The sequence below is a fragment of the Microscilla marina ATCC 23134 genome (genome assembly GCF_000169175.1).
Taxonomy (GTDB): domain Bacteria; phylum Bacteroidota; class Bacteroidia; order Cytophagales; family Microscillaceae; genus Microscilla; species Microscilla marina.
This window is the reverse complement of record NZ_AAWS01000012.1, coordinates 114,839-132,001: the sequence shown is the minus strand read 5'-3', so window position 1 is coordinate 132,001 and position 17,163 is coordinate 114,839. Positions and strand designations below refer to the sequence as shown.

General features: G+C 39.2%; 13 protein-coding genes. 4 read left to right on the top strand and 9 right to left on the bottom strand.

The features are described from left to right. Positions 1-41 precede the first annotated feature (41 nt). The 7 genes from M23134_RS13100 to M23134_RS13070 all read right to left on the bottom strand — a co-directional run bounded on the left by M23134_RS13100 (position 42) and on the right by M23134_RS13070 (position 6,775). Entirely contained in the window at positions 42-767 is a 726-nt protein-coding gene (locus tag M23134_RS13100; RefSeq protein WP_002696802.1) for a hypothetical protein, read from the bottom strand. Between the two features lie 256 nt (positions 768-1,023). Next, positions 1,024-1,707, bottom strand: coding sequence for an ABC transporter ATP-binding protein (locus tag M23134_RS13095; protein WP_002696798.1), 684 nt, complete (start codon positions 1,705-1,707; stop codon positions 1,024-1,026). A gap of 100 nt (positions 1,708-1,807) precedes the next feature. Then, positions 1,808-2,575, bottom strand: coding sequence for a cyclase family protein (locus M23134_RS13090; protein WP_002696796.1), 768 nt, complete (start codon positions 2,573-2,575; stop codon positions 1,808-1,810). Between the two features lie 88 nt (positions 2,576-2,663). Continuing rightward, entirely contained in the window at positions 2,664-3,536 is an 873-nt protein-coding gene (locus tag M23134_RS13085; RefSeq protein WP_045113511.1) for a UbiA family prenyltransferase, read from the bottom strand. A 21-nt stretch (positions 3,537-3,557) separates the two neighbouring features. Beyond that, positions 3,558-4,877 carry a hypothetical protein gene (locus M23134_RS13080; protein ID WP_002696790.1) on the bottom strand — a complete coding sequence of 440 codons (1,320 nt, stop codon included), beginning with the start codon at positions 4,875-4,877 and terminating at the stop codon, positions 3,558-3,560. A gap of 43 nt (positions 4,878-4,920) precedes the next feature. After that, positions 4,921-6,075 carry a leucine-rich repeat domain-containing protein gene (locus M23134_RS38055; protein WP_002696789.1) on the bottom strand — a complete coding sequence of 385 codons (1,155 nt, stop codon included), beginning with the start codon at positions 6,073-6,075 and terminating at the stop codon, positions 4,921-4,923. A gap of 154 nt (positions 6,076-6,229) precedes the next feature. After that, positions 6,230-6,775 carry a hypothetical protein gene (locus tag M23134_RS13070; RefSeq protein ID WP_157558470.1) on the bottom strand — a complete coding sequence of 182 codons (546 nt, stop codon included), beginning with the start codon at positions 6,773-6,775 and terminating at the stop codon, positions 6,230-6,232. A 230-nt stretch (positions 6,776-7,005) separates the two neighbouring features. Between M23134_RS13070 and M23134_RS13065 the strand changes: the two genes are divergently transcribed. Beyond that, positions 7,006-7,755 (top strand): L-type lectin-domain containing protein, encoded by a 750-nt coding sequence (locus M23134_RS13065; RefSeq protein WP_002696785.1) that lies wholly within the window; start codon positions 7,006-7,008, stop codon positions 7,753-7,755. Positions 7,756-8,068: 313 nt separating this feature from the next. After that, positions 8,069-8,527: a hypothetical protein gene (locus M23134_RS13060; protein WP_002696779.1), complete on the top strand. Its 459-nt coding sequence runs from the start codon at positions 8,069-8,071 to the stop codon at positions 8,525-8,527. An 84-nt stretch (positions 8,528-8,611) separates the two neighbouring features. Here M23134_RS13060 and M23134_RS13055 read toward each other — a convergent pair whose 3' ends face one another. Then, the gene (locus tag M23134_RS13055) at positions 8,612-8,941 is read right to left on the bottom strand and encodes a hypothetical protein (protein ID WP_002696776.1); all 330 of its coding nucleotides are present in this window, start codon (positions 8,939-8,941) and stop codon (positions 8,612-8,614) included. 410 nt (positions 8,942-9,351) lie between these two features. Here M23134_RS13055 and M23134_RS13050 point away from each other — a divergent pair, with 410 nt between their 5' ends. Both M23134_RS13050 and M23134_RS13045 read left to right on the top strand, forming a co-directional pair. Beyond that, complete coding sequence (locus M23134_RS13050; RefSeq protein ID WP_198145015.1) at positions 9,352-11,421, top strand: OmpA family protein; 2,070 nt, start codon at positions 9,352-9,354, stop codon at positions 11,419-11,421. 282 nt (positions 11,422-11,703) lie between these two features. Then, a complete protein-coding gene (locus M23134_RS13045; protein ID WP_002696773.1) occupies positions 11,704-13,875 on the top strand; it encodes a SpoIIE family protein phosphatase in 2,172 nt (723 codons plus the stop codon). A gap of 247 nt (positions 13,876-14,122) precedes the next feature. On the opposite strand, the gene M23134_RS13040 is transcribed toward M23134_RS13045, so the two are convergent. Continuing rightward, positions 14,123-16,858: a tetratricopeptide repeat protein gene (locus tag M23134_RS13040; protein WP_002696771.1), complete on the bottom strand. Its 2,736-nt coding sequence runs from the start codon at positions 16,856-16,858 to the stop codon at positions 14,123-14,125. Positions 16,859-17,163: the final 305 nt, after the last annotated feature.

Here is a 17,163-nt window from a genome sequence, read left to right as displayed (position 1 = left end):
AGCAAAATGTTTGTTTAGTATAATAAGTTATGACAAAGCTTTTATTTATTAGCTACCTGTGCATTATAAGTACGCGCCAATAATTGGAACGTCTGCTCTTTTTGCTTTCTAAACTTTATTTTATGCTGTTTCATCACCGTCTTTGCGTTAAAATTACGCTTTGAAAAAAAACGATACAAGTCTTTCTTGCTTTTTACTTGATACAAAACACCTTTATGGGCATAAAAATACGTTGTTTTTCGGATAAATTTATCAAAGTTATTCCCAACATTGAGTGCTACATTGTAGTTTGATTTTAGAATGTCTATTTTCACCCTTTTTACCAATTGTACTCCTCCATCTTCTATCAATTGAACAAAGCCCTGCAACTTGGTATTTTTAAAAGAATAATGATTTGCATTGATAAATAAAAGCCTTTTTCCTTCATGATAAAGGGCAAACCCGTTTAGGTCTGTCCCCCGGATATAACGCTTTTTATTTTCAAGTACCACTTCTATCTCATGGTTAAATGCATCATAGCGCATGTTGGCAAATGCATATTCTTTGTTGTAATGGTGCTTTATTTTAACTATTCCTTTTTTGCTTTCTTGAAACAAAAAAGGGTTTCCTTTGAGCGCTTCTTTTTGCTTGGTACGGGTACGCACCAAACTGGAAGGAGTCATTCTGGAATTGAGTATGACTGCGTTTTTTTGCATTTCAGGGTCGTGTGCCTGCCCTTTAGCACCAAACAACGTATGCGCCAGTAGTATGGTAAAAAAATATTTCATTATTGATTTTTTATCATGAAAACCATTTATTGACTTTACTCATCATGACGGTTGTGCCCTACTACACCCCCTATTGTTAAACGATGATCCTGTACCATAATTGTTGGCTAAAAACCAGTGCTCTGTTAACGTTTGAATTGGGGGTAGAATGTGGAAAAATGGTGCAGTCAGGCAAGGCATAAAAAATGAACATAGCCATAACCCCATTACAGACGCTTATTTTGAACAGGGTACTAATTTTAAGTTTTGCCAATGTTTAAACAACTGACTGATCACTGATGACTTCACCTCCTTTAAGCTGAATAATGCGTTGAGTTTTTTGAGCAAGCTCCAGATCATGGGTAACCAATACAAGGGTTGTTCCTGTTTCTTTGTTGAGGTCAAATAAGAGTTTTTCTACTTTCTGACTGGTTTCTTCGTCCAGATTTCCGGTGGGCTCATCAGCAAACAAAATTTTCGGGTGATTAGAAAATGCCCTTGCCAGTGACACACGCTGTTGTTCTCCGCCTGACAACTGGGAAGCATAGTGGTGGTGTCGACTTGCCAGCCCTACTTTTTCTAAAAGCTGCAACGCTTTTTTTCTTGCATTCTTCTCTTTTCTTAGTTCTAAAGGCACCATTACATTTTCGAGGGCAGTAAGGGTAGGTATCAATTGAAAGTTTTGAAAGATAAAACCTACATTTTGGTTACGTACTGCAGCTCTTTCATCTTCGCTTAACTTATCTAGTATTATGCCATTGAGAGCAATACTACCAGTACTGGCACGGTCTAACCCAGCGCACAAACCCAACAAGGTGGTTTTGCCGCTCCCCGAAGCACCTACAATGGAGACAGTACTGCCTGCGCTTAAACTAAAACTAACATTTTTTAGTACTGTCAAGTCTTTTGCTCCACTCACATAAGATTTAGACAGATTTTCTACTTGTAATATGGTAGACATCATGTTATATAATAATATTTTGACTTAGACATTCAGGCAACTTATCATAGTGGTTTGCCAACAACCAAGCTACTGCTGCCTCTTTGGTATGCCTTTGAAGTTATTCATCAAAAATGGCTACTACCCTGGCGGGTGACGCTGAAGCGCCTTTTATTTTAAGGGGAAACACGGCCACTTTAAAACCTTTGGCAGGCAATGCCGACAAGTTGGTAAGTTGCTCCATGTGACAATACTCTTTGTCTTTGCCTACCAGGTGTGCCTGCCAAAACAAGTCTGGATTATTGGTTCGTTTGGCTTCGCGTACCAAATACCGCAAAGGTAAGTCCCAACCCCACTGGTCTATTCCCATTACTTTAATGCCTTGATCAATAAGCCACTCGGTGGCTTCTTTGCTCATTCCGGTGCCTTTGTCTACAAAGTCAGCTCCCTTGAGTTTATCTCGGTCGGTACGAATCAACACTATATTTCCAGAAGTAAGTGTCACACTATTTTTTTGTAAATCGGCTTTCAGGTCATCTACTGTAATCTCTTCAAAATCAGGCTTATGACTCATGTCAATGACCACTCCATCGCCATAACACCAGTCTAGCGGTACTTGATCTATAGTTTTGGCGGGTTGCCCCGCTACTGTAGGACTATAGTGCCAGGGGGCATCGATATGAGTAGAGGAGTGAACTCCCATTTTTTTGATGGCATCGTCTGCCCAGCCCACAAAATCTTTTGGGAATAGTTTTGTCGGTAATTTTAGAAAATACCGAATCAGCATAAATGCTTTATGGTGGGGTTTGTGCTTAACTTTGATGCGCATAAACCAAGGATCTTCTTTTTTATATTCTATTGTTTTAGACAGGTCTACTATTCTAGCCATATTCTTACAGTTTTTGAGTTTACAAGCAAGGCAAGGTACCTCGTTTTGAGAGATTAAGCAATCAAACCAGTAGAGTTAATACACTTGACTACCGTTGCAACCATATACCTAAACCAATAAAAAACACATTCATACAAATGGCTGAATACAGGTTTAGACGCATGGTATTTTTAAAGTTAGCTTGTCTGGGATTTTGGAGTGTTTGCCAAAACCACCAACCAAAAAACAATACCACAGGCGAAAGAGTTGCAACAAAAGCAAATGCTACATGTATAGAAAAATATTGGCTAAAATACCATACATACCCCATAGTAGCCAAGGCAAATGCCCCACCTGTAAACAAAAATGTACCTCTAATGCCAAGCATACGGCTAATAGTCAAATCGCCTCGCCGGGCATCTTCACTATGTTGGTATACTTGAGTCATAGGGTAAGACCCCAACAACAATACAGTACTTAACAAAGCTGCAAACAATATTTTGCCTTCCATCAACTGAGTCATACTTGCCAGGGCAACCCCTTGGTATACTATCAGAAAAGTAAAACCTCCTTGAAAAACGCCCACCGTTAACCAACCTAATACAGGCATTTTTTTTAAGCGAATGGTGTCATTGCTATATGCTTTAGATACCAAGCCGTATAGTAAAATGCCTAGAGTAAACCACAGGCTCACGAGGAGGCTTAACAAAAGGGCGATGCCATCTATCAAAAGTGACACATATAGTAATTGTTTGCTTACGGGTGGAGGTTGTTCCAAGCCTCCTATACTTTCTTCGTCTTTGTCGTAATAAGAGTTATAACCATTGCTTGCGGGGTATACCATCAAGTGTAAAATGCCAAAAGTAAGCAACAGCCTGAACCAATCGCCTGAAAAAGCAATGCCTGCGGCAAAACAAAAAACAGGCATTAAGAAAAATGAAAATGGTAAACGGAGGTGTAACAGGGTAGATTTAGACAACATGAAATAAGGCTCAATTACGTTTTACTTAGACTCTTTCCAGAAAGGAATATAGGCATATATATCATCTTTCATCCCAAATCTCTTCAGTTCTTCTAATTCTTTTTTGGTACTTACATTCAGTTTTACTTCTACAGTATGCTCACTGGAGGCTAAATAATCGATAGGAACCAAACTGATAATGCCTCTTTCGTTGGTATGTGGGTGTTGATAATAACGCCATTTTAAGTGAGGTACACGTTTGTTGTCTATATAAATTCTATAAAAATTCTGATAACAATGGAGCATCTTTCGTTGCCGGATTGCTTGAGCCTTGTGATGTTTTTTTTGCTGACAGTCAACATCCATTAATCTTTCAATGGCTTTTTGATGTACAATAAACAGTTTGAGGTATTTGCTGCCAATAATATCGGACTGGATAGATACATGCTGAACCATGTCGTTTTTTTTGCGCATGTTTTCGTATTGCCGTGTATGAAATTGATAACGGTTTGACTGAATACCCAAGTAACTTTTTAGGTTGAGCTTACCAAAGCTCAGAGCAGGCATTGGGCTTGACCCAGCAAAAGAAAACTGAGTAATGGCAAAGGCTACTGCCATATACACTACCACACCTACAACAAACCACCACTTACGCCTGATATTGGTTACCAAAGCATAGTAAGCACTGCGGTACAAAAAAGAAAGGGAAAGTATAGAAAATACCCAATATATGGGATAGTATATTTTGGCGATTTTTTGTTGCTTTTTGATCAACCCCAGGGTTAAGAAGTCGATCAGGTATACTCCACCTAGCAACAACATGATTCCTGAGCCTATTTTTAAGAGTAGAAACCCTGTTTCGCCCCAGGTTTCGCGCAGGCTACTATGTGGAATAATGATGAGAAGAGCAAGCAAAACACCCATAATAAGCGAAAACAAAAAAAATGAGAGAAAAAATATCGTGCTACTTGCCGACTCCATCCACACTACCAAATCTACAGAAGTGTCTGTTACTTTTCTCACCTTTTGTTTAAATGGTGGCGCATAATGGTCTACCTTATCGGCTTGGATGCCTTTAGGAAAAACGTAGCTCAAACACACGGCGGCTACCCAAAATCCCCTGAAAACCAAATGCAACCCAAAGCCAAATATAAGGGCATTGAGTGCTGCTATTAAAAAATTGGCAATGACAACAGTTTCGTAATAACCATTGGCTTGCAGCAACAAAAAACTTTGATGTTGGATAAAGGTGGTGGTTTGGAGTAGCGTAAAGATGATACCACCAGAAATGAAGAGTTCAGGCTCCCAGCTATTATTTTGGATATGCTCAAGCCATTTTGGTTTAGCGTTTTTGTTGCTCATGGTATTTGCAAAACAAGTGATTGTACAATGAACACAAATATTGCTAAAAATAAATTTCGGTGCTGGGTAATAGTTCTCTTATTTTTTCTTTTTCGCCCGATGAAAACATATTATTTTGAGCATATAAATATTTGAGTTGGCTTAGCTGTGCTATTTCTTCGGGTAAGTGGGTGATCCGATTATTTTCTATGTACAATTCTTCTAAATTTTGCAGCAACCCTATTTCTTCAGGCAATCTTTTAAGTTGGTTGTTTTGCAAGTATAGCACTTCTAACTGAGCAAGTTCTCCTATGCGTATAGGTAAAGTAATAAGACGATTATAAGAAAGCACCAATTCTCGGAGATTGGTCAGATTGCCTATTTCAGCTGGCAAAGTAAGTAATTCATTATTGTCTAAATACAGGTTACGTAAACTCACCAATTGTCCTACCTCCAGAGGCAAGTTCTCAAGTTGATTATCGTACAAATAAAGGTTTTGTAAAGAGAACAGTTGTCCTATTTCGGGCGGAAGCCCTACCAACTGATTGGTACCTAACCAAAGTTCACGCAGGTTGGTAAGCTCTATGACTTTGTCAGGCAATTCGGTCAACTGATTGTTGCGAAGGTTGAGTTCTTCGAGGTCACGCAATTCGGTAATTTCTGCCGGAAGATTAGTCAATTGATTATCGCTCAAGTTAAGCACTTTTAAGCCTTTTAGAAGACAAATCTCTTTGGGCAGTCGGGTAAGGTTAAAATGTTTGAGGAATAGTTGGTTGCCACGGTAATAGGGCTCTAAAATCACTTCTGGAGGCGCCGTTTTATTTTCAAGGCAAAAACGAATGCCACGCCCCAAGAGCTCAAGCACTGTATTACCCATTTCTACTTTATCGATGGGGGTATTTTCGCTGATCACGTCCAAAAATCCTGAAATTTCTTCTTCGTCTACATGGCTGTACAAATAGCGCCACTCGGGTTCGGTAGCCTGGTAAAACTCAGCAGGCGCCAAGTGTTTGTACATTTTCTTAGACTTTTCGCGAATGGTACGATCACTATGGAACAGAGAGAGCGCAAAAATATGGGTCAATAATTTATTAGAAATATCTTGCCCTTGTAATAACTGAAAAGCCAACTCAAGGTTTACTTCATTGTTGCTTTCCAGCAACTTTTTTATTTTAGGTAATGCCTGAAAATAGTCCCTAAAATTTGCCTGCTCATCCATAGTACTAAAACTTAATGTGATTATGGTTAGAATCTAGGCAATAGATGTTCCAATTAGGGTGAGCAAAAGGATTTTTTTTATGCATTTTAAACGTAAAAGGCACGTAGTAGGATATGGGTCAAACTTAAGCAGTAAAGGCTAGTCAAGGAGATCATTACCAGTTGTCTGAAATGAACAATTCCTGCTCCATACCATCAGCAGCAGCCCCCACAATATCAATAATAGACTTGATGTTTTGAGGTGACTCATTGGCTGTTACCTTGGCATTAAACAATATATGATATTGAGCATCTTCGTAGATCAATTCCCAGGCTCCTAGTTTTTTACGGCTATTGTCAAACAGTACTTTTGCCAACATGTATTCAGGGGGGCGTTTGTCTGACTTATAGATGACAGAGTATATTTCACGTATTTCGAGTTGATCATACCAATCGGTTACTGACCTGATGTACAGGGTTTGAGATCGCTTACTTTTGCTGATGGGTAAAATAAACTTAATAGTACCGTCGGGTTCTACTTCGTATTGATACTTTAATACAGTAAGGCGGTCTATCACTCGTTTGTCTATTTTAGCTGACGACTTGTAAATATCTTGCGCCCTTCCAGGTATAGTAAAAAAACCAAGTAAGATACTTACGCAAAGGATTTGAATAAGTGAAATGCGTTGATACGCTAATATTTTGACTATAAATGTTCTCAATTTCAATGCAGTTTAGTATTGCTAAATTAACGCTATTTTTCCTTAAATCGTAAGCTTTTGGAAAGGGAAAGCAAACAACTCTCTTTTTTTGACCAAAACACATGGCTTGTATACTTTGTTAATCGGGTGTTAAGGCGGTTTTTATGTTTGAAATGCCTTTGGATTTAGGTATATTGAACAAGAGGTACAATCTGCCCTGACTTACTTTTTCACTCCCTAATTTTACTGCCATGTATCCATTTTTTTCTAGCCTGATAGGGTTACTCCTTTTCACTCATCAGGTGTTTGCCCAAGAGTTTCATACGATTGAAGATGCCGTGAAAATGGAGAACGGATGTATTATGCTCACCGCCGATAAACCTTACCAAAGAGGCATTGCTTATTGTAAAACCAAACTTGATTTGTCAAAGTATTTTGAGATTGAGTTTGATATATACCTGGGCAAGAAAAATGACAACGGAGCTGATGGGATCACTTTTGTGATTCATAATGATACACGGGGTTTCAGGGCTATAGGCACTTGGGGCGAATGTATGGGTTATGGGCGTTGGAACCGTGGTTATTACGGAGGAAACTATATTGCTCCTTCGGTAGCGGTAGAGTTTGACACTTACCAAAACTACCGCCAAAACGACCCTACTTGCGACCATGTAGCTTATCTTGAAAATGGTACCAATTACCACACCAAATACTGGAATAATAAAGATACCCGCTTTAACCTCGAAGATGGTGTATTGCATAACTTCCGGTTTCGTTGGGAGCCAACCATCCAACAGGTAACGGTATACTTAGACAATGTGGTGGTGCATAGAGGCAAACGAGATTTGGTCAAGGATATTTTTAAAGGTAATACCAAAGCGATTTGGGGATTTACTGCTTCTACTGGCAACAAACACAATCTACAGTTTTTTTGCTTGCGCAGATGGGCACAGGCACCCTCTAATAAAAACATAAAAACTTCTCCTACCCGACGCCGTTAAACTGTTACTCAAATAAACTGCGGCTGTAGTCTTGGGTAGCTAAGAATAATACTTACATTTATGTAAACAATGCTGCACCACTTTTTTCGGTTGGAGGATTGCTTGTCTATATAGTACTTCACTACAATTAAAATGTTTGTTTGAAGGCTTTTGGTACACGAAGCAAAAAACACCGCCCTTAAAAATACGTTGGTAAACCATTGCTTAACGACATTAAGCTCAGTTTTCAATATATATAACAAGTACTGGGTTGGCTAAAGCGGCTATGAACTGAGCAATGTGGACGATTGTGTAAACATATCTCTATAATTTTATGAAAAAAACATACTTGCTTATAATGTTAGGGTTGGTATTTTTGATGAATGCCTGTGGTTCTAAAAACCCTATCCAACAAAAATGGAAGGTAAATGACGTAAAAGTACCCAATGTGAAGGCGTTGATGAAACTGGCACCTATGCTCTCTCAATCAGATAAGTTGTCACACCTGATTCCCAAAAGTATGCTTAACAGAGGAAGTAAGGCACTCATCATAGAAATGCTCAAACAAACCACTTTTGAGTTTAAAGCAGACAACAAATGTATCGTCAATATCTTTGGCAAAAACGCCACTGGAACTTATCGTTTGAGCAAGGATAAAAAAACGCTTACCATCAATTCTGACGATATAAAAATGGGCAACAAAATGGATGTCAAGGCATTAAGTGCTCACCAGTTAACTTTTGACATGCACCTCGAAGGGCAGGCAATTACTTTTATGCTGGCTCCAGCATAAGTACTTAAACTTTTGCAAAATCAATTCATCTGGAGTCAGTTTTCTGGCTATCAATCGCACTCTGCTCCAGATGAATTGCATCACTTATTTTTTGATATACCCCAAAAAAGCCCAAAATTTCCGAGTTTTTAGGTAATTCATATCTTTTTCGTTGGCGTACGCCTCTCGCTCATAATACATTTGGCGATAAGCCTCATAGCGTATTCCGTACTTTATGTAATTAACAGTATAGTTGATAATGTAGAGTAAGTAAAAAGGGATAATGAGCATTTCGATTTGTTGCCTAAAGTGAATACGCTCATGGTTGAGCAATACAGGGTCAAACTCAAAGCGACGTTCGCGCACCAAAATAAAGGGAAACAAAGCCATTCCTGCGGGTTTCATCCAGGGAACGTGTATAATCCATCCTTTCATAACAAAAAATTATTTAAACAAAACTAAATTTCTCCGCACACCACCACCATGCTACAGGTTTACTTGCCCAATACCTGACACTTGTTCTAACACCTCCTATTGCTGGTATAAGTAACGCAACAAGGGTTGATTCGTTATTAAGCAACCACTTATGCAAGGGGTAAAACGTCTCCTTGATTGTTTGTTTTAAAATGTTTACATTTACTATGTATGCCAATCTGTACCTTCTTAATTTGAACCAGCCAGTTACTCTTGATAAAAACTGGCAAGTATTTAGCTTTAAGTGACCACGTAAGTAAAACAAACGCTTATATCATAAGGTCTAAAGCCTTGTTTTGCTGTGTTTATACATTGAACTGAAGTTAACAATCATACAAAAGACACTGTTTAAATTGTTTATGTCAAAAACTTTGATACACATATTAGGGTGTATTTTACTGGTAAGTTTTTCACTTACTGCGCTTTGGGCACAACCGTCTAACCCGCGTAGGTTTGATAAACTTATTCGAAAAGCTGATGCCTGGCTTCAAGCACACTATTACGACCAGGCACTATTGCTATACAAAGAAATTCTGAAGAAAGACGCAAACAATCAAGAAGTGATCTTTAAGGCTGGTATAGCCCACCTCGAAAAGCAACAAGAAATACAAGCGCTTACTTACTTTAGGAAACTCTATAGATTGAACAAAAAATACCATCCTCTGCTCGACTTTTTTATGGCAGAGGCCTACCATTATACAGGGTCGGTAGAGCGTGCATTGATGCATTATCAATTTACCAAGCAAAACCTGGCACAAAAGAAACAAGACCACATTGTACACATGGTGCATGACGAACTAAAGTTGCCTGATTTTATGGCATTGCTCAACAAAAGGGTAACAGAATGCAATTTTGCCGGGGAGTATATCAGAGACTCGCTTGCCATTCCTGTAAAAAACCTAGGCATTGCCGTAAACTCTGACGAAGCAGACTATGCCCCTATTGTTTCGGTAAACGACACTACTTTATTATTTACCTCACGCCGGGCGGGTAATACAGGAGGCAAAAACGACCCTTACGATCATCACCCTTACGAAGATATTTATATTACCTATAGAAGTAATGGCAAATGGAGTGCTCCCAAACAACTGAGCCAATCGATCAATACTAAAACCCATGACGCAAGTCTGGGGTTTTCACCTGATGGCAAAATGCTGTTTTTGTACCGCAAGGGCAACATTTATGTATCAAGTTTAGCAAATGATGGAAACTGGAGTTCGCCCAAGCCACTAAAAGGTAAAATAAACAGCAAATACCAGGAAACCTCTTTTTCAATTGCTCACGATGCCCAAACAATTTATTTTTCAAGCAATCGCCCTGGTGGGTATGGAGGCTTTGATATTTACCGTTCGCAGTTACAGGCAGATAGCACTTGGGGCAGTCCTGTAAACTTAGGCAGTACCATCAACACCCGATACAACGAAGAGTCTCCTTTTATAAGTTTAGATGGTAAAACACTGTATTTTAGCTCTACCGGACACTCTACTATGGGGAAACACGATGTTTTTGAGAGTACTTGGGTAGACGCTTCCTGGACTCCTGCCCGCAACCTGGGGTACCCTATTAATTCTACTGGCGATGATATTTGCTTTATTTTGTCGGCTGACGGACAAACTGCTTATTACGCTTCTGATCGTAAAGGAGGATTGGGCAAACTTGACTTGTATTCTGCTACTAAACCTTTGCCTTATATGTTCAATGGTATTCCGCTTACCTTGGTGGGTATAGCCAAAGAAAATTATATGGCGGTAACCAAAGATACAGTAGAAGTGAAACTATACCAACGCCCAGTGCTTACTCTTAGGGGTATGATTCGTGACAAGGACAGTAAAAAACCACTGGATGGGGCAAAGATAGTACTGGTAGACGTAGAAACTAATCAGGAGTTGTCGCTTTTTGAAAATATGTCGAATACGACCAACAGCAACTATATAGGCACCATAGACTCTACAGGAAGGTATATTTTGCATATTACCCGCAAGGGGTATATGTACCATAATGAATATTTGCAGGTACCTAACTTGATACGCGCCAAAGAGGAGGTACTGAATATGACATTGAAAAAGCTGGAGCAAAGTCAACGCGTATATGTGGTGGTGTTTTTTGACTATAAGTCTGACAACATAAAAAAAGAACACGAAAAAGACTTGGAAAAGCTGGTAAGCTACCTTATTTCTAACCCAGACGCTAACCTGGTGCTGAACGGACATGCTGACCAAACGGGTACCGAAACCCGCAACAAACAGTTGTCGTCTGACAGGGCACGTAAAGTGATGGAGTATTTGATTGGCAGAGATATTAATCCCAATCGGGTAACCCTGAAGGCTTGGGGTGAGCAAAAACTGATTGATAAACGTGACAATGAAAAGGGCAGGGCAAGAAACCGCAGGGTTGAATGTGAAATCATTAGTAGTGAGGCATCTACTGCTCGTTCAAACTAAGGGAGCAATCATTAAATAAAGTACTTATTTTTGGGTAGAGGCTTTACCCTGATGCTTTGTTGGTTGCTCCCTAAAACCTTTACTGCTTGCATTCGCTATCTCCAAGAATGTTTTTAGTCTTCTACTACAATCATCATTATTTATTTTACCTTTGAAACAAAAAATGTCAAGTAAGGCATTTTTAAATCAAATTAAAACCCCGCAGACTCTTGCGAATTTTGGCAAGGATTTAGTAACTTGTTGAGTCTATTATCAAGGTACTGGCAGATACTTACCTAAACAATGGTATTAAAGCATTTAAACATATTTTTTGGTGTACTCATTCTGTGCTTATTTTCGCATCAGGGGTTTGCTCAAGGCAACAAGTTATTTGTTACTGCGCTTGATGAGAATGAACAGCCAATACCAAAAGTAGAAGTGTTGGTAGATAGTTTTTATGCTGCTGTAACCAAGCCAGATGGCAAGCTGATTATTAGCATGAAAACCACCGATGACCCTCAATCATTGACGGCAGTAAAAAACGGGTTTGCTTTTAAAGACTGGGGGTACGATACTACCAGCCGAGAAATTACCATCCACATGGTTACTACCGGGCTTATCAAAGGAAAAGTGACCAGTAAAAAAGGAAACCTCCCTGTACCCAATGTAGAAGTATTGCTGGTAGGCACCAGGGCAGCACCTGCTCACACCAACAAAAAAGGCGAATTTACCATTAAACTTCCCGCTGATATTTCGCCCAATTCACCTAAAAAATACGCTGTGTACAGTTTTGGGCTTGAAAGCTCTGATTTTGAATTTTATGAACGCAACGGGCTGTCTAACATACGTTTGCAACAAATGCCTGCGCACAAGGTAAAAGTGGCTTATGTGATAGACAACATCACTAAAAAACCCATTGCTGACCTTATGCTGACTGCGGATGGCAAAGAGTATACCTCTGATCAAAATGGTTATATCAAGTTTAGGTATGCTTTGAGCACCAAAAACGAGTTTAAACTTTTGGGGTATCAAGTAGTAAACCTGGCGTATGATGAAAGGAATGCCGCCTTAAGACTAAGGGTACAACAAGCACTGAGTAACGTAAGCGATACAGTAGTAGTAACCACTCGTTCTGGTGAACGCCTCATTGTAAAGGTAGATGAGTTTAACAACTTGCTTGCTGAACGCAACAAAAACTTAAGCACCGAAAGAAGCCAACTGGAAAAAGAAGCTGATGCGATTAAGAAAAAGCTGGATAGTGGCAATGTAAGCGACGAAGAAAGGATAGAATTGAAGAGAAAGCTGGATGCTATTTTTTCTAACCTTGCCCGCAACCGAAAGGTAGGCGATAGTATAGAAAACATTCGCCAAAAGGTATTGGAAGAAGTAAACAACAAACTAAAACTTGCCAAAATACAAAGCGACCTTGCCAAGAAAAACGCCCAAACGCTCCAGCTAGAGCAAAAAGCCGCTAAAGCACGCAGCCAACGAAACAACCTTATATTTGGTTCTATAGCTACTATTTTGCTGCTGATAGCCATTGCCTTTTTCATGTTCAATCGTCGCAACCGTAAACAAAATAAGTTACTGGGCGAAAAGGTCACCGAGATTAACCGAAAGAATGAAATGCTGGAGGAGTCTAAGACTATTTTGGACAGAAAAAATGCCCAGCTGAGCCAACAACGCCACGAAATGGAAAGGCAACATACCAAAATTACTGATAGTATACGGTATGCCTTGACTATCCAAGAGGCCATATTGCCCGCTCAAGAGTTGATCACTGCCGCTTTTAAAGACCACTTTATATTATATAAACCCAAGGATATTGTAGGGGGTGATTTTTATTGGTTTGCCCAAAAAGGTGACAATTACATTATTTCGGCCATTGACTGCACTGGACACGGGGTACCAGGAGGGTTTATGACTATGATTGGCAATACTTTGCTCAACCAAATTGTAAAAGAAGACAACATTACTGATCCTAAGGAGATATTGACCCAGTTGAACATAAAAGTAAAGGAGACCCTCAAAGAGCAAGTAAAAGACGAAGGGCGCGATGGTGACGGAATGGATCTGGGGATATTAAACTTTGACATGGTAAACAAAACAGCTACTTTTTGTGGCGCCAAAACGCCTTTATTTTATGTAAAAAACGGCGAGATTACCTACCTTAAAGGCACCAATATATCAATAGGTAGTACGCTTTCGCGGAAGAAAAAAGAGTTTAAATCACATACCATTACTTTTGAAGAAGGCGACCAGTTTTACCTGGCTTCTGATGGTTTTCAAGACCAACTGGGGGGACCCAATAATGGAAAACAAAAGTTTTTGAAGAAAACTTTTATTGCGCTCATTGAAGAGGTAAGTGTGTACCCTTTAGAAGAACAGGTTCAAAGGTTTGAAGAGGCACTTGCTAAATGGCAAGGGGCAGGCGACCAAACTGATGACATTGTTATTTTAGGGCTAAAGGTATAAATAGTCGAGAGTTGGTAGACCGTAGTCGGGAGCTACTACAGGCTACAAGCCTTCATCGACAAACGCACCTTGGTGTGCAAGCATTTACGTTTTAGCAGGTTGATTTTTTAGCAATTTATAAAACCCGCAAATAGAAGGCTATAGCGTGGGGGCACTCGTTGAATTGTGCTTTTTGAAAAATTTACTACTGATAATTGGTGAGTGAAAAATCATAAATACGATTTTGCGAAAACTACCAAAAACATCTTCAATTCAGTTTTACTCCTACTACCAATATATCATCGGTTTGTGGATAGCCCAGCATCCACTCTTGAAGCATAATCTCTAACAGCCTTTTTTGCTCATTTACTGGTTTGGCTGCCAAACCTATCAGTCTCTCTCTTAACCTTCGTTTCATCATTTTTTTGCCTTCTTTGCCCCCAAATTGATCTTGATAACCATCTGAGTACATATAAAACACAGTAGGTACTGAAATATCTATAGTGTGTGCGGTATATTTCACCACCGCTTTGGAACTACCAGACTCGGTATTGATTCCATAAATATCGCCCCTGATTTCTGTAAGTTCACCGTTTTGCACCAGTACCAAAGAGTTTTTTGCTCCGGCAAAGTACAATTGTTGCTTTTGCCTGTCTAATACAGACACCACTATATCCATTCCATCATTTATTTGGGTGTCTTTTGTTTTGAGCAAATAAGGCAAAGTTTCGTTCAAAGCATTGAGAATTTCGTCAGGTTTGGTTATTTTTCTTTGTACTACTATATTCGACAACGCCTGAGAACCCAGCATAGTCATGAAAGCACCTGGTACCCCGTGTCCGGTACAGTCACCTACAATCAATATTTGCAAATGCTCTACCTCTTCGCACCAGTAAAAATCGCCCGAAACTATGTCACGAGGTTTGTATAACACAAAGTGTTCAGGAAAAACCTTTTGCATACGTTCCTCGAACGGCAAAATAGCTTCCTGAATACGTTGAGCATAGCTAATGCTACTCATAATATCGTCGCGTTGTATTTGTACTGTTTCGAGCGTGTCCTGCAAGGTTTCATTAATGGCATTGATTTCTTCATTGGCGGCACTTATTTCAGCGTTCGATTCTTGCACCTCTTGATTAAGCAGCATCAACTCCTTGCGTTGCCTTTCAAGATCATCCTTTTGTTTGGTGAGCTTTGCATTTAATTGTTTTTGTCGTTGGCGGCTTCTAAAAATAAACATGGTAAACAATGTAATGGCCACAAGTACTATTACTGCAAACCAACCCAAATTTCGATAAAGCCGCTTTTTGAGCACTTCTTTTTCTCTTTTTGCTTTTTCGTTTTCCAACCTTGTATTGAGTATTGCCTTTTCTTTGTCTTGTACAAACCTGAGCGAATCGGTTTGTTTTTCAAACCCAAATTCGGCTTCCATCCGGGTCAGCTTTTTAGTATTGGTTTCATTAAATAAGCTATCAGACATTTGTTTAAACAATTGATAGCTTTGGTAGGCATTGGCAAAGTCACTAGTAGCAGCATATACTTTTGCCATTAGCTCAGCTCCTTCTTTTACAAACACCAGGCTCCCCTTTTGTTTTGCCATATTTACACCACTTTTTAGGTTTTTGAGTGCCTCCAGATAATCTTGTTGATGATAGTTTACTCTGCCCAGCTCTACATAAGCTTGAGCTGTCCAGGCTTTTTCCCCCAACTTTTTATGGGTGGTCAATGCTTGGGTCAGGTACTCTTTGGCTTTGGCATATTGGCGCTGCTCCAGCCAAACTTTCCCTAGGTTGATATAAGAGTTGGCAATGCCACTTTGGTTTTTATTTTTTTTCCTAATGTCCAACGCCAGTTGCAAATACTCAAGGGCTTTATCGTACTTTTTTTGCTCCTGATACACTACCCCTATGTTGTTGTAACTATACGCCATTCCACGCTCGTTTTTAATTTCCTTTTTGATTTCAAGCGATTTAAAATAATAGTCCAACGCTTTGGCATAGTTGTTTTGGTTGCGGTGAATATCGCCCACGTTGTTATAAATAATGGCTTCTCCTGACTTATTACCTATTTCCTGCAATATTTTCAACGACTTAAGGTAGTGTTTCAAGGCTTGGGAGTAATTCCCCTGCTCGTCGTATATAATTCCTATATTGCCATAGCCATAAGCCACTCCCATTTTATTATCCAGCTCCTCATCTATCTTTACCGATTTAAAATAATAGTCTAATGCTTTAGGATAGTTTCCTTTTGCCTCATAAACATTGCCTATATTGTTATACAATGCCGACACACTAATTTTGTCGTTCAACGACCGATCTATCAACAATGCCTCTTGGTAATACTCCAGGGCTTTGTCATAATTACCTTGCTTTTGGGTAACCAAGCCCACCCTATTATACATCTTAGACAGTTCTCTTTTTATCTGATGTTTTTTGCTCAAAGCTATTCCTTTGCTATACACCTCCAAAGCCTTGTTGTTATTACTTACTCGTTCGTACAACAACCCGATATCATAATAAGTCTTTACTTGATACACAGGTGTAATACCCTCAGTATTCAATGATTTTCCATAATACTCTAAAGCTTTTTTTTCCTCTTTTTTTGACCGAAACACATTACCCAAGCCGTTATTTGACCTTACTATACCTTCTGTATATTTGGCTTTTTCTGATTTTGCCAATGCCTTCTCCAGGTATAGTTTTGCTTTAGACAAATTGCGCTGGCTTTGGTATAAGCTACTTAAATACAGGTAACTATCTACTTCTCCTCTTACATAGTCGTTTTTTTGAGCAAGATCCAGTGCTTTTGCGGTGTATTTCAACACATTGATAGAGTCGGCATTCAGCGCATACTCTTTAGCAATGCCATTGTATAAGTCTGTTTTTTGGGTATCTGATAAGTCTGTATTGAGTAATTGTTGGAGAGAGTCTATTGTAGCTTTATTTTGACAAACTACTTGAAAGCATGCCCAAAATAAGAAAAAAATAGAAAAGTATATTTTCATAAACACCTGTGTTTTCGTAACCTTTCGTAAATGCCTTTTTATCTTTCAAACATAGCATAAACCATTCGATATATTATAACCAAGAAAATTTTGGATGAAAACTGTCCTGTGCCACTGACAGCTCTATACTATAAGGATATGTGCTGTAAACCCTGGTTGCTACTATAAGCTTCTGGATTCACAGGCAATAAAAATACAAAAAAAAGGCAATTAAGAAGCAATATTGTACAATAAAGAGTCAGGAATAGATCACAAATAAAACCTTATTACCCTTCATTGTTACTGTTTGCTCCCCAAAAGCCTTT

What these genes read in the sequence shown, in the direction of transcription:
- M23134_RS13085 (WP_045113511.1), bottom strand. Translation starts at nt 3,536, where the DNA reads ATGTTGTCTAAATCTACCCTGTTACACCTCCGTTTACCATTTTCATTT.
- M23134_RS13090 (WP_002696796.1), bottom strand. Translation starts at nt 2,575, where the DNA reads ATGGCTAGAATAGTAGACCTGTCTAAAACAATAGAATATAAAAAAGAA.
- M23134_RS13055 (WP_002696776.1), bottom strand. Translation starts at nt 8,941, where the DNA reads ATGAAAGGATGGATTATACACGTTCCCTGGATGAAACCCGCAGGAATG.
- M23134_RS13040 (WP_002696771.1), bottom strand. Translation starts at nt 16,858, where the DNA reads ATGAAAATATACTTTTCTATTTTTTTCTTATTTTGGGCATGCTTTCAA.
- M23134_RS13045 (WP_002696773.1), top strand. Translation starts at nt 11,704, where the DNA reads ATGGTATTAAAGCATTTAAACATATTTTTTGGTGTACTCATTCTGTGC.
- M23134_RS38055 (WP_002696789.1), bottom strand. Translation starts at nt 6,075, where the DNA reads ATGGATGAGCAGGCAAATTTTAGGGACTATTTTCAGGCATTACCTAAA.
- M23134_RS13060 (WP_002696779.1), top strand. Translation starts at nt 8,069, where the DNA reads ATGAAAAAAACATACTTGCTTATAATGTTAGGGTTGGTATTTTTGATG.
- M23134_RS13095 (WP_002696798.1), bottom strand. Translation starts at nt 1,707, where the DNA reads ATGTCTACCATATTACAAGTAGAAAATCTGTCTAAATCTTATGTGAGT.
- M23134_RS13080 (WP_002696790.1), bottom strand. Translation starts at nt 4,877, where the DNA reads ATGAGCAACAAAAACGCTAAACCAAAATGGCTTGAGCATATCCAAAAT.
- M23134_RS13100 (WP_002696802.1), bottom strand. Translation starts at nt 767, where the DNA reads ATGAAATATTTTTTTACCATACTACTGGCGCATACGTTGTTTGGTGCT.
- M23134_RS13065 (WP_002696785.1), top strand. Translation starts at nt 7,006, where the DNA reads ATGTATCCATTTTTTTCTAGCCTGATAGGGTTACTCCTTTTCACTCAT.